Source organism: Sphingomonas sp. ID1715 (assembly GCF_013044515.1).
In the GTDB taxonomy this organism is placed as follows: domain Bacteria; phylum Pseudomonadota; class Alphaproteobacteria; order Sphingomonadales; family Sphingomonadaceae; genus Sphingomonas_B.
This window is the reverse complement of record NZ_JABEPR010000002.1, coordinates 746972-759852: the sequence shown is the minus strand read 5'-3', so window position 1 is coordinate 759852 and position 12881 is coordinate 746972. Positions and strand designations below refer to the sequence as shown.

The window sequence follows — 12881 nt, the reverse complement described above, 5'->3', positions numbered from 1 at the left end:
ACGCGAAAGAAAGGGCCTCGGCGGAACCGCCGGGGCCTTTTTTCATGTGATCTGAGCGGCGCGGGGTGCCGAGCTACTCGGCGGCAACCGGTAGCGGAGAGGCCGCCTTTGCTGCTTTCTTGGCCAACGCGTTGGTTGCCTTCTTCACGGCCGACTTCGCCTGCTTGGCAGGATCGCCGTCCTGGGTCTCACGCTTGATCACTTCGGTGGTCAGAAGCAGGCGCAATTCCTCGTCGGTGCTCTTGAGATCGAAGAGGCGGCGCATCTCCTTGCGAAGCGCGCTCACCAGCGCATCCGATTGCAGGATCTCCGCGAGCACATAGCGATTCATGATCTGCGCTTGCCGATGATATTCCTGCAAGGCGTCTGAACTGATGCTCTCGCGGCACAGCATGAACAGCTTTCCGAGATCGTCGGCGGATCGGGACGAGATCGTTCCCATGTCGAAGCAGTAGACTTCATCCCAATCGAGCGGCTGGCCGAACTTGATCCGATAGACCTTCCAGACGATCGCGTTGGTCAGCAAGACCCACTCGATGCCCTCGTGAGCGCCGTAGTTAACTGCCTGCCTGAGATGGTTCTGATTGAGCGACGTTCCCGCCGACTTGATCTCGGCGAGGTAGTGGACCTTGCCCTCGATCTTCACAGCAAGGTCGCAGAACGTGCCGCGAATCTGCTGTTCGCTCGTCAGTTCCGTATATTTGTCATAACCGAATATGTCCGTGAGCATGTCCTTGCAGACCGTCACCGTGTCGGCTTCGGAGATGTCCCGCTCCGCGAGCTTCCGGACAATCGGCTGGTACCTGCGCAGCCCGGCGATCAGTCGATCCTGAACCTTCTTCGGGATTTTCACATTGGTCATTGCGCCCCCCCTCTCGACCGAAAGGAGCGCGTGAACTGCCGTTCGTCAAGCGCAACCTACTCCGCTGGAACAGCCGCGCCCGCGACCGGCACCTCGCGCCGGAATGGCGGCGCCTTGCCATAGGTGAGGGCGCGCCAGAGCCATTCGACGGGTCCGAAGCGGAAGTGGCGGAGCCAGATCGGGCTCAGGATCAGCTGGAACGCCCAGATCGAGAAGACGACATAATAGAGCTCGTGGCGGGCCAAGTGGCCGAACTGCTTGAGGAACACGAACAGGATCAGCGCGACGAGCGAGTGGGTCAGATAGTTGGTCAGCGCCATCCGTCCGACTGCCGCCATCGACCGCCGCAGCCAGCCGAACGCGCCCGACCGGCAGAAGAGCAGCATCGCACCCAGGTGACCCACCGCGACGGCAAGCCGTCCGAGATCGTAGCTGATCAGCGCTTCCGAAAAGGCGACCGGTGTGAAGCCGTGATCGATGATCCAGCGGGTTTCGAGGATATTGGTGGTGAAGCCGACGGCATAACCGCCGAGCATCATCGTCCAATAAAGCCGCGACGGCGCCTGCAGCGTCAGCACGCCGCTCTTCAGGAGCGCCACGCCGATGATCATCATCGAGAAGATGTCGAAGAAGAGCCGATAAAGCAGCCAGCTCTGGAAGAAGACGACGATCTTGGACACGCGCGCCCAGGCGCTCGCATAGCCGCCGCGCATCGCCGCATTGCTCTTTGCGACTTCTTGCGGAGAGGCGACAAAGCGCGAGCTCATGCCCTGCCATGCGGCCACCGCTTCCTTCTGTTCGCCGTTCAGCTTGCCCCCAGCCTTCTCTACGGCGATCGCCTGTGCGGCGACCGGTTGCACGGCACGCATTGCCCGAAGTTCGACAATCCCGATCGCGGCGTTGAACAGAAAGCCGGCAATGCCGATCGCCAGTAGCGCCCGCACCGACAGCTTTCTAAAGGCGACAACGAACAGCCCGGTGATGCCGTAGAAATAGAGGATGTCGCCCTCCCACAGCAGCACCCAGGCATTCACCATGCCGAAGGCGATCAGCCAGAGCGTGCGGCGCAGGAACAGGTCCACGGCGTCCGGCCGTCCCGCCTGCTCCGCGCGGGAGGTGAAGAGTAGTACGCCGGCGCCGAACAGCATCGAGAAGATCGCCCGCTGGGTGCCCTCGAAGCCTACTTCGGTGACAATCCAGGTCCAGAGGTCCGCAGGACCTTCGAACCCGGCGTTCATCGGGTTGGTATAGGCGTCGGCCAGGCCCATCGACGTGATGTTCATCAGCAATATGCCGAACAGCACGCAGCCGCGAATGAAGTCGAGCGTCTCGATTCGATCGCTATTCGGCCCTGCGGCCGGCACAACTCCCTCGCTCATCCGAGCCCCCTTTGCTGGAGTCGGAGTAGAGGATTCACCGCTTTTCGCGCCACGGCAAGCATGGTCCGTTAAGTGGTTGATCTCACCCGAGCAGATCAATCAGGCCGAGGCTTGCCGGAATCGCCAGCACGACGCCGAGCGCCAGGTCGAACGCTCGCGCCGGCCGCGCGTGCCGGCTGCGGCGGATGGTCAGCAGGTCGGAAACCGTCACCGCGAGAATGACCAGGCCGCTGAGCGCGGTGAGCGTCAGCGCCACGGCGAAGGGCCAGCGCAGCCAGCTCTGGCGGATCGAGAAGATGGGCCAGAGCACGCAGGCCGCGAGGGCGGCACTGAGGCCAACGCGGGTCGCATGCCGCTTCACTGTCTCCCCGATCCGCATCCGCCCCTCTGATCCACTGAACGCGCCGTGCCGCTCAGGCTGGCGCTATCCGAGGAACCAGCACGGGCCGCAACAGTTTAGCGAGCGCCTAACCTAGGAGGCAAACATGCGTAAGTTGCTTGGTTCAGTTCTCGTATCCGCCAGCCTTGTCTCGGCGCCCGTAATGGCCGCACCTTCGGCTTCGGCCCTGTCGCTTTCGCACGCCCGCGCGGGTGCCGCGACCAGCGGCGATAGTGAACTCGCGGAAGGCAGCGGCGGGATCATTGCGATCGCATTGGTCGCCGGCATCGTCGCCATCGGCGTGCTCGCCGCGACGACGGACGACGATAACTCCATCAGCGCCTAGTCGAACAGGCTGGAGACCGAGCTTTCGTCGGCGATCCGCTTGATCGCTTCGGCGAGGAGCGGCGCGATGGTGAGCGTGCGAATACGCTTGCTGTCGCGCACCGCTTCCGTCGGAGCGATCGAGTCGGTGATGACCAGCTCGGTCAGCGCTGAGCCGTCAACCCGCGCGACCGCGCCGCCCGACAGGACGCCGTGCGTCACATAGGCGACGACGTCTTCCGCGCCCGCTTCGCGCAGCGCCGCGGCCGCGTTGCACAGCGTGCCCGCTGAATCGACGATATCGTCAACCAGCACGCAGAAGCGCCCGTCCACATCGCCGATGATGTTCATGACCTCAGACTCGCCGGGCCGCTCACGCCTTTTGTCGACGATCGCCAGCGGTGCGTTGTTCAGGCGCTTAGCCAACGCGCGGGCGCGGACGACGCCGCCCACGTCGGGTGAGACCACCGTTAGCCTGTCGGCCGAGAAGCGCGCGAGAATGTCGCCCGACATCACCGGTGCGGCGTAGAGATTGTCGGTCGGAATATCGAAAAAGCCCTGGATCTGGCCGGCGTGCAGGTCGACCGACAGGACCCGGTTGGCGCCCGCGACGGTGATCAGGTTGGCGACCAGCTTGGCCGAGATCGGCGTGCGCGGGCCGGGCTTCCGGTCCTGCCGCGCATAGCCGAAATAGGGCACCACCGCCGTGATACGCTTGGCCGATGCGCGCTTCAGCGCATCGACGCAGATCAGCAGCTCCATCAGATTGTCATTGGCCGGAAAGCCGGTCGGCTGAATGACGAACACGTCTTCGCCGCGGACATTCTCGTTGATCTCGACGAACACTTCCTCGTCGGCGAAGCGCCGCACGCTCGCTTCGGTGAGCGGCAGTTCGAGATATTGGGCGATCGCCTGCGCGAGCGGCAGGTTCGCATTGCCGGAAAGTAGCTTCATCGATTGCGTCCCGCCGCTGTCACGATTCTGTCGCGGTCATTAGAGCCGCAGGCGGAGCGCGCCTAGACCCGTCGCGACGCGGGGCCTAGATGGCCCGAATGACCGAACGGCTCCGCATCGCCCTCGCCCAGATCAGCCAGCGCGTCGGCGACATCGCCGGCAATGCCGACGCGATGCTGAGCTGGCGTGCAAAGGCGGCGGATGCGGACCTCATCGTCTTTCCCGAGCTGCAGCTGGTCGGCTATCCGCCCGAAGATCTGGTGCTGAAGCCGGCCCTTCACCGTCGCGTCGCCCAGCAGCTGCAGCGGCTGGTGGAAGCCAGCGCCGATGGCGGACCGGCGATGATCGTGGGTGCCGTGCTGGTTGAGAACGAACGACTCTTCAATGTCCTGCACCTCATCGATCGGGGCGCGATCGTCGCCACGACGCGCAAGCATGAGCTGCCCAATTACGGCACGTTCGACGAGAAGCGCTGGTTCACGCCCGGTCCCTTGCCGCAGCCGATCGAGTGGCGCGGCATCAGGCTCGGCCTGCCGATCTGCGAGGATATCTGGTTTCCGGCGGTGTGCGGGCAGCTGAAGGCGCAGGGCGCCGAGCTGTTCATCTCCCCGCACGGCAGCCCCTACGAGATCGAGAAGGACGATCTGCGCACCGGTCAGATCGGCGCAAAGCGCGTCGCCGAGACGGGCGTGCCGCTCATATTCCTCAACCGCGTCGGCGGGCAGGACGAAGTGGTGTTCGACGGCGCGAGCTTCGTGCTGAACGGGGACGGCACGCTCGCGCACCAGCTCCCGGACTGGGAAGAAGCGCTGGTGATGACGGAATGGGAGCGCGGCGCCGGCGGCTGGCGCTGTGCCGAAGGCGAAATCCACCCGCTCGATCCGTATCCGGCCGACGTCTACCATGCGATGATCGTCGGCCTGCGCGACTATGTGAACGCCAACCGCTTTCCGGGTGTGGTGCTCGGCCTCTCCGGCGGCATCGACAGCGCACTGTCGGCGGCGGTGGCGGTCGATGCGCTCGGGCCCGAGCGGGTGTGGTGCGTCATGCTGCCGTCGCGCTTCACCAGCCAGGAGTCGCTCGACGACGCGGCGGAATGCGCGCGCCTGCTCGGCACCCGGCTCGACACCATCCCGATCGCGCCCGCCGTGGATGCGTTCGAAACCATGCTGGCGCCCGCCTTTGCCGATCGTCAGCCGGACCTCACCGAAGAGAATATCCAGTCGCGCATCCGCGGCGTGACGCTGATGGCGCTCTCCAACAAATTCGGGCCGATGCTGCTGACCACGGGAAACAAGAGCGAGATGTCGGTCGGCTATGCGACCATCTATGGCGACATGGCAGGCGGCTATTCGGTGTTGAAGGACGCATACAAGACGACCGTCTTCGAGCTCTGCCGCTGGCGCAACGCCAACAAGCCGGCGCTGGCACTGGGCGGCGACGGGCCAGTCATGCCGCAGCGGGTGATCGACAAGCCACCCTCGGCGGAGCTGCGCGCGGATCAGAAGGATTCGGACTCACTGCCCGAATATGACGTGCTCGATCCGATCCTGCAGGGGCTGGTCGAAGAGGAGCTGTCCGTGGCCGAGCTGGTGCAACGGGGCTTCGACCACGACACGGTCGCCCGCATCGAACGCCTGCTCCACGTGGCAGAGTATAAGCGCCGTCAGGCCCCGCCGGGCGTCAAGCTCGGCAAACGCAACTTCGGCCGCGACCGCCGCTACCCGATCACGCACTCATTCCGGACGGCGTGATGAGCGTCACCACCCGCTTCGCGCCCTCGCCGACCGGACGCATTCATGTCGGCAACATTCGCACGGCGCTGCACAATTGGCTGTTCGCGCGGCAGCAGGGTGGGCGCTTCCTGCTGCGGATCGACGATACCGACCGCGAGCGATCGGAAGAGCGGTTCGTCGAGGCCATTCGTAACGACCTCACTTGGCTGGGGCTCGACTGGGACGGCGAGGAGCGGCAGTCGGCGCGCTTCGCTGCCTATGAGGCGCGCTTCGACGCTCTCAGACAGTCGGGCCGGCTCTATCCCTGCTACGAGACGCCGCAGGAACTGGACCTGAAGCGCAAGATCCAGCTCGGTCGTGGACTGCCGCCGGTCTATGATCGTTCGGCGCTCCAGCTCACCGACGCCGAGCGCGCGCGGCTCGAGAGCGAAGGCGTCCGCCCGCACTGGCGCTTCAGGCTCGATCACGATGCGCCGATCGCCTGGCATGACCTGATCCGCGGCGATCAGCGCTTCGACCCGAAACTGATGAGCGATCCCGTCGTGCGCCGGGCGGACGGCTCCTGGCTTTACCTGCTGCCGTCGGTGATCGACGACATCGATCTCGGCATCACCCATGTCGTGCGCGGCGAGGACCATGTGTCCAACACCGCCGCGCAGGTGCAGATGTTCGAGGCGCTGGGCGCAACGCCTCCCGGTTTCGCGCATGAGGCGCTGTTGACCGGCGCCGAGGGCAAGCTCTCCAAACGGCTCGGCGCAACCGATGTCGATCATTGGCGCGAGACCGGAATCGAGCCGCTGGCGCTGGCGGCGAAGCTGGCGCGGATCGGCACCAGCCTCGCAGTCGAGCCGGTCGCGGCGATGGAGAAGCTGATCGACAGCTTCGACTTCGCCACCTTCGGCCGCGCCCCAGCTCGCTTCGACGAGGCGGAGCTCGCCAGGCTGAACGCCCAGACGGTGCATCTGCTCCGGTTCGACCAGGTGCGGGACCGGCTCCCCGCCGGCATGAACGCGCGCGCCTGGGAAGCGGTGCGACCCAATCTCGAGAGGGTCGCGGATGCGGCCGATTGGTGGGCGGTCGTGGAAGGTCCGGTGTCGGCAACGATCGACGATCAGGACCGCGGCTATCTCCAGCAAGCCGCGGATGCTGCCGGCGAGATCGACTGGGGCGGCGATCCCTGGCACGCGCTCACCGGGCTGCTGAAGGAGCGCACGGGCCGCAAGGGCAAGCCGCTCTTCCTGCCGCTTCGCCGCGCGCTCACCGGCCGGGATCACGGACCCGACATGGCTGCGCTGCTGCCCTTGATCGGCAGGGAACGGGCGCTGGAGCGCCTGGCCGCCGCCCATGGCTAAGCTTTATTTCTATTATGCATCGATGAACGCGGGCAAATCGACGACGCTGCTGCAGGCGGACTTCAATTATCGCGAGCGCGGCATGCACACGATGCTGTTCACCGCCGCGATCGACGATCGCTATGACGCCGGCGTGATCACTTCCCGGATCGGAATCGACGCGCCGGCGAACAGCTTCGATCCGCAGACGGACATGCACGCTGCGATCGCCGCGGAACACGCGGCGCGACCGCTCGCCTGCGTGCTGATCGACGAAGCCCAGTTTCTGACCCGCGATCAGGTGCTGCAGCTTGCCAGCGTCGCTGACGAGATCGGCATCCCGGTCCTCGCCTATGGCTTGCGCACCGATTTCCGTGCCGAGCTGTTCGAGGGGAGCAAATGCCTGTTGGCGCTCGCCGACGTGCTGGTCGAGCTGAAGGCCGTGTGCGGGTGCGGGCGCAAGGCGACGATGAACCTGCGGGTCGATGCCGAAGGCCGCGCCGTGCGCCATGGCGAACAGACCGAGATAGGCGGCAACGACCGCTATGTTGCCCTCTGCCGCAAGCACTTCATGGAGCAGTGGCGGGGCCAGGAAGCACCGGGCGGCTGAAGCCTTTCCTGCGGTCTGCGCGTAGTTGCATGAGATCGCGTGGAGGAGTTGGACCGGTTGCGTGGGAGTTCGGCCTTATTCGTCGCCTACTTGAGCCTCGGCTTCGCCCCGCCGGCGGTCGCCGAGCCGCTCGTCTTCGGCGACATCGACGGCCGTGCCGATCTGAGCGGGCGCGCCGAGATCGCGGACTGTTCGGCGGACGGCAAATGCGCTCTTGATCGTCCAAGCTTCGGCGGCGCGTCCATCGATGGTGCGACCATCGCCCTGAACCCCGCCGGCCGGGCAAAACGGCTCGAGATCATGCTCGACCCGCGCGATTATTCGCGTGCCCTGGCGTTGCTGATCGGCCGTTATGGACAGCCCGACCAGGCCGGACAGGCGCGCTGGAGCCGCTTCGATCAGGCGGCGTCCATCACCCTGTCCCGCGCATCCCACCATGCAATCGTCGCCTTCGACTATCCTGCCAATGCCGTCGCAAGCGACCGATCTGCGACCCAGCGCGCATCGTGGCTGGCCTTGTTCGTCATTGCTGGATTAGGCAGCGGACTCCTGGTCTGGCGTCGGCGTCAGACTCGACATCGTTCGGCACCGGTGTCGATGCGGGCGACGCTGGAGCGGCGGCTCCGCGACGGCGACCTGCAGCTTTGAGCGAGGCGGGGAGAAGCCATCTTTCCGCAGCGCAGCATTTGCGCTAAGGGGCGGCCAACTCCCGCTCAAATCCAGGATTATCAATGAGCCTCCGCAACGTGGCCATCATCGCGCACGTCGATCATGGCAAGACCACGCTGGTCGACCAGCTGTTCCGCCAGTCCGGCACCTTCCGCGACAACCAGCGCGTCGAGGAACGCGCGATGGACTCGAACGATCTCGAGAAGGAGCGGGGCATCACCATCCTCGCCAAGTGCACGTCCGTCGATTGGGAGGGCACGCGGATCAACATCGTCGACACGCCCGGCCACGCCGATTTCGGCGGCGAGGTGGAGCGCATCCTGTCGATGGTCGACGGCGTTATCCTGCTCGTTGATTCGTCCGAAGGCGCGATGCCGCAGACCAAGTTCGTGACCGGCAAGGCGCTGGCGCTGGGCCTTCGCCCGATCGTGGTCGTCAACAAGATCGACCGTTCGGACGCCCGTGTGCAGGAAGTGCTCGACGAAGTGTTCGACCTGTTCGTGAGCCTTGAGGCCAATGACGAACAGCTCGACTTCCCGGTGCTCTTCGCGTCCGGCCGCAACGGCTATGCGTCGGAGGACGCAGAGGCGCGCGAGGGCACGCTGGCGCCGCTGTTCAACAAGATCGTCGAGCATGTGCCGGCGCCCTCCGCCGATCCGAACGGTCCTTTCAAATTCCTCGTGACTTTGCTCGACCGCGACAATTTCCTCGGCCGGATCCTGACCGGCCTGGTCTTCTCCGGATCGGTCAAGACCAACATGCCCATCCACGCGCTCGACAGCGACGGCAATGTCGTCGAGACCGGCCGCGCCTCCAAGATCATGTCGTTCCGCGGGCTGGAGCGCGTGCCTGTCGAGGAGGCGAATGCGGGCGACATTATTTCGATCGCTGGCCTGACCGTCGCCACCGTCGCCAACACGATCGCCGATCCGTCGGTGACCGAGCCGCTGCACGCGCAGCCGATCGATCCGCCCACGCTCAGCATGCGCTTTGCGGTCAACGACAGCCCGATGGCCGGCCGCGAAGGCACTAAGGTGACCAGCCGCATGATCCGCGACCGGCTGTTCCGCGAGGCGGAGTCGAACGTGGCGATCAAGGTGACCGAAAGCGAGGATAAGGACTCGTTCGAGGTCGCTGGCCGCGGCGAGCTTCAGCTCGGCGTGCTGATCGAGACCATGCGCCGCGAAGGGTTCGAGCTTGGCATCAGCCGCCCGCGCGTGCTGTTCCGCGACGGCCCGAACGGCCGCGAAGAGCCCTATGAAACGGTCGTGATCGACGTCGACGAGGAGCATTCTGGCACCGTCGTCGAGAAGATGTCGATCCGCAAAGCCGAGATGACCGACATGCGCCCCTCTGGCGGCGGCAAGACCCGCATCACCTTCTCGGCGCCTTCGCGCGGCCTGATCGGCTATCATGGCGAGTTCCTGTCGGACACGCGCGGCACCGGCATCATGAACCGGCTGTTCGAGAAATACGGGCCGTACAAGGGTTCGATCGAAGGCCGGAAGAACGGCGTGCTGATCTCAAATGGTTCGGGCGAGGCGAACGCCTATGCACTGAACGCGCTGGAAGAGCGCGGCATCCTGATGGTGGCGCCGGGCGATCCGCTCTACGAAGGCATCATCATCGGCGAGAATGCCAAGCCGGATGACCTCGAGGTCAATCCGATGAAGTCCAAGCAGCTGACCAACTTCCGTGCGTCCGGCGGCAAGGATGATGCGATCCGCCTTACCCCGCCGCGCCGCCTGACGCTTGAACAGGCGATCGCCTATATCGACGACGACGAACTGGTCGAGGTCACGCCCAAGAGCATCCGGCTGCGCAAACGCCATCTCGATCCTCACGAGCGGAAAAGGGCGAGCCGCGCCAAGGCAGCGTAACGAGTAAGCCGGGCGAGGAGCCGCCCGGTCGTTCTTGCTCAGCTCGTGGTCGGCGAGAAGGTCGCTGCGCCGTCCAAGAAATAGACCTTGGTGCTGCCCGCAAAGGCGGAATCCAGGCCGATGACGAGCCAGGCCTGGCCGTTCGCGTTCGAGGTGACTCGCGGTGGGGCGCCGCTCGTCGACAGCGTCTTCTCGGCGAAGAGAGGCGCGGCACAAGTTCCTGCCGCGGCTGTTTGTGCAAAGCTGCCCAGCACGGCTGCGTTGGCGCCGCCGCTACCCTGATTACCCTTGTCGAAGTTGACGCTCACCTGGCCGCCTTGTGTGACATTGGCCGGGGCGATAGCGACGGCTCCCGCCTTCAATGTGACATTCTCGCCGGGCGAACCGGGGCAGTTCGGCGGCGCATTGGTCGCGAAGTGCACGCTGACCGTGACGTTGTAGCTGGTGTTGGGCGTCAGGCCGGACACGAGCTTCCAGATGTAGAAGAACACATCGTTGGAAGGGTTGGCGGCCGACACGGCATAGCCCGAGAGAGCAGCGAGCGGGCTCGGCAAGCGCTCGGGAGCCGCCGCCAGTGCGACGGCAGCCTCCTGCCCCGTGGCATAGTCGGCAGCGCTCGCCTGGAAGCCGTTGCTGTCGTTTGCAAATGAGAATTCGGCCACGATCGACGGCTGACCACCCGGTGAAGGAGTCGGCGTCGGCGTCGGTGTCGGAGTTGGTGAGGGAGTGGGGCTGGGCTTTGGACCTGGCGGATTGACGACGATAGCGTCCTCGCCGGAAGAGCCGCCGCCACACGCGCTCAGAAATACGAAACTTGTGATCCCGATCAGCCAAGGAAAGCGCGACATATCCGTCTCCCGCCCCCCGACAGCTCGAAGCTAGGCAATTTCCAGGACGAGGTAAATCGGGTCCTTCATGACCACGCCTGCGGGGGTGCGCGGGGTAAGATGCCGCGTCCAAAAGAACCGGTCCTTCAACCCGGCGGGAGTTCGCTCATCTCTATGATTACCTTCCACTCTTCCTCCCGGACCGGCGTGACCGACAGGCGGGACTGGCGGATCATCTCGAGCTTGGCGAGGCGCGGTTCGGCCTTGATTTCTGCGAGGGTGACCGGGCGCGGCAGCTTCTTGACCGGCTTCACCGCGACCGAGGCCCATTCGTCCTTCTCGCCATCCGGGCGCCAGGTGCGGGTGATTTCCATGATGCCGACGGCCGCCTTCTCCTTGTTGGAATGATAGAAGAAGGCGCGGTCGCCGACGGCCATTTCCTTCAGGAAGTTGCGGGCGGTGTAGTTGCGGATGCCGTCCCATTCGGTGGTGCCGTCGCGCACCAGATCATCCCAGCCATAGACGTCGGGTTCTGAGCGCAGGATCCAGTAGCGCATCGTCACTCCGCCTCCGGGTAGATCAGGAACTCCTCGACCTTGCCGCCGTTCGGCTCGGCGCGCATGCTGATCAGCAGTTTGCGGTTCGGATAGCGCACCTCGAACACTTCGGACGTAAAGCCACCGCGCAGCCGCGCCGGGCGCAACCGGACGAAGCTTTGCGGCTCGCCGAGAGGCATCAGGCTATCGCGCTGATCGGCAATGACCTGCGGTGTCAGGTATGCGTTGAAGTTGGCGGTGTAGCGGGACTGGTCGGGCTGACCACGACGCAATTGGTCGAACAGTGCGCGGGCGGCGGCCGTGTCGGGGTCCTGGCCCAGGATGATGCCTTCGATGCGATCCGCGATGGCGGTATGCGCATCGCCGAATTCCGCATTGACGAACACGATCACCGCGGCGCGATCATCGGGATAGACCCGGTCCTCGGACAAATAGCCGACGGCGGCGCCGCCATGATGGACGCGCTTGTGGCCGCGCACCTCGTCGGTGAACACGCCGAGTCCATAGCCGGAGCCCTTGCCGGTGGTGAGGATGATCTCCTGCTCCTGTTCGGCCCAACTGGCGGGCTTCAGCAGCGTGCGGTTGATGCGTGCCAGGCTCCACTTCGCCCACTCGCCGGGCGTGGTCGCGAGCTGGCCCGCCGCATAGAGCCAGCCGGGCTTCACGGGCTTGGCTGGCCTGACCGGCCCCAAGGCATAGCGCGTGAAGGGCTGCGCATCGCGCGGCGTGAGGTCGAGATCGGCGTCACCGACCTTCATGCTCAATGGCTGGAAGATGCGGCGCTGGACGAAGCGCATGAACGGCTCGCCCGAGACCTTCTCGACGATCTGGCCGGCGGCCACGAAGCCGGTGTTCGAATATTGCCACTGGCTGCCGGGCGCGAAGTCGAGCGGCTGCTTCGCCCAGCGATCCAGGATCCCTTGCGGCTGGACCGGGGTGAACATGGCCGAGAATGCGTAATTTTGCGGCCAGTAGTCGCGGTATCCGGAGGTGTGGCTAAGCAGCTGTCGGATCGTGATCTGGTCGGCGTCGGTGAGGTCGGGGAGGTATTTCGACACGAGGTCGTCGAGCGACAGCTTGCCGTCCTCGGCAAGCAGCAGGATCGCGGCCGCCGTGATCTGCTTCGACATGGACGCGATCGGATAGGCCGCGGCGGTGCTCGCGGGCGCGGAGTCGCTGCGCTGGCGGCCATAGGCCTTGGCGAATTGGAGTTTGCCGTCGGTGACGACCGCGACGGAGGCGGATGGTACGCCCGTCTGCTTCAGCGCGTCCGCCGCAATGCGGTCGATCTGCGCGAGCTGGGCAGGGGTGAGGGGGGCAGCCACGGCAGGGCTGGCGACAAGGGCCAGAGCGAGAAGAAAGCGCATGCAACG

The 12881-nt window shown here is 65.2% G+C and carries 13 protein-coding genes; 6 read left to right on the top strand and 7 right to left on the bottom strand.

Translation table 11 applies throughout. The annotated features are described in order from the left end of the window. Window positions 1-73: 73 nt before the first annotated feature. From HJG53_RS08725 to HJG53_RS08715, 3 genes are all read right to left on the bottom strand, one after another. The gene (locus tag HJG53_RS08725; protein WP_171129534.1) at window positions 74-748 is read right to left on the bottom strand and encodes a type I restriction enzyme HsdR N-terminal domain-containing protein; all 675 of its coding nucleotides are present in this window, start codon (window positions 746-748) and stop codon (window positions 74-76) included. A gap of 170 nt (window positions 749-918) precedes the next feature. Continuing rightward, on the bottom strand, window positions 919-2241 hold the full coding sequence (locus HJG53_RS08720; RefSeq protein WP_171129532.1) for a DUF418 domain-containing protein: 1323 nt from the start codon (window positions 2239-2241) through the stop codon (window positions 919-921). A gap of 82 nt (window positions 2242-2323) precedes the next feature. Continuing rightward, window positions 2324-2602, bottom strand: coding sequence for a hypothetical protein (locus tag HJG53_RS08715; RefSeq protein ID WP_217352692.1), 279 nt, complete (start codon window positions 2600-2602; stop codon window positions 2324-2326). A 124-nt stretch (window positions 2603-2726) separates the two neighbouring features. Here HJG53_RS08715 and HJG53_RS08710 point away from each other — a divergent pair, with 124 nt between their 5' ends. Next, the gene (locus HJG53_RS08710; protein WP_171129527.1) at window positions 2727-2966 is read left to right on the top strand and encodes a hypothetical protein; all 240 of its coding nucleotides are present in this window, start codon (window positions 2727-2729) and stop codon (window positions 2964-2966) included. Here the strand turns inward: HJG53_RS08710 and HJG53_RS08705 are convergent. Further along, a complete protein-coding gene (locus tag HJG53_RS08705; RefSeq protein WP_171129525.1) occupies window positions 2963-3898 on the bottom strand; it encodes a ribose-phosphate pyrophosphokinase in 936 nt (311 codons plus the stop codon). The genes HJG53_RS08710 and HJG53_RS08705 overlap by 4 nt on opposite strands. Before the next feature lie 98 nt (window positions 3899-3996). Here HJG53_RS08705 and HJG53_RS08700 point away from each other — a divergent pair, with 98 nt between their 5' ends. The 5 genes from HJG53_RS08700 (at window position 3997) to typA (ending at window position 10124) form a co-directional block, all read left to right on the top strand. After that, window positions 3997-5652 (top strand): NAD+ synthase, encoded by a 1656-nt coding sequence (locus tag HJG53_RS08700; RefSeq protein WP_171129523.1) that lies wholly within the window; start codon window positions 3997-3999, stop codon window positions 5650-5652. Next, window positions 5652-6986, top strand: a complete 1335-nt coding sequence (gene gltX / locus HJG53_RS08695; RefSeq protein WP_171129521.1) for a glutamate--tRNA ligase — start codon at window positions 5652-5654, stop codon at window positions 6984-6986. Before HJG53_RS08700 ends, gltX begins: the two co-directional genes overlap by 1 nt. Continuing rightward, window positions 6979-7575 carry a thymidine kinase gene (locus HJG53_RS08690; RefSeq protein ID WP_171129519.1) on the top strand — a complete coding sequence of 199 codons (597 nt, stop codon included), beginning with the start codon at window positions 6979-6981 and terminating at the stop codon, window positions 7573-7575. Before gltX ends, HJG53_RS08690 begins: the two co-directional genes overlap by 8 nt. A gap of 90 nt (window positions 7576-7665) precedes the next feature. After that, the gene (locus tag HJG53_RS08685) at window positions 7666-8223 is read left to right on the top strand and encodes a hypothetical protein (protein ID WP_217352691.1); all 558 of its coding nucleotides are present in this window, start codon (window positions 7666-7668) and stop codon (window positions 8221-8223) included. A gap of 83 nt (window positions 8224-8306) precedes the next feature. Then, window positions 8307-10124 (top strand): translational GTPase TypA, encoded by a 1818-nt coding sequence (gene typA, locus HJG53_RS08680; protein WP_171129515.1) that lies wholly within the window; start codon window positions 8307-8309, stop codon window positions 10122-10124. A 38-nt stretch (window positions 10125-10162) separates the two neighbouring features. Here the strand turns inward: typA and HJG53_RS08675 are convergent, their stop codons facing one another. From HJG53_RS08675 to HJG53_RS08665, 3 genes are all read right to left on the bottom strand, one after another. Further along, a complete protein-coding gene (locus HJG53_RS08675; RefSeq protein WP_171129514.1) occupies window positions 10163-10786 on the bottom strand; it encodes a hypothetical protein in 624 nt (207 codons plus the stop codon). Window positions 10787-11097: 311 nt separating this feature from the next. Continuing rightward, window positions 11098-11508: an EVE domain-containing protein gene (locus tag HJG53_RS08670; protein WP_171129512.1), complete on the bottom strand. Its 411-nt coding sequence runs from the start codon at window positions 11506-11508 to the stop codon at window positions 11098-11100. A 2-nt stretch (window positions 11509-11510) separates the two neighbouring features. Next, the gene (locus HJG53_RS08665) at window positions 11511-12875 is read right to left on the bottom strand and encodes a serine hydrolase (RefSeq protein WP_171129510.1); all 1365 of its coding nucleotides are present in this window, start codon (window positions 12873-12875) and stop codon (window positions 11511-11513) included. Window positions 12876-12881: the final 6 nt, after the last annotated feature.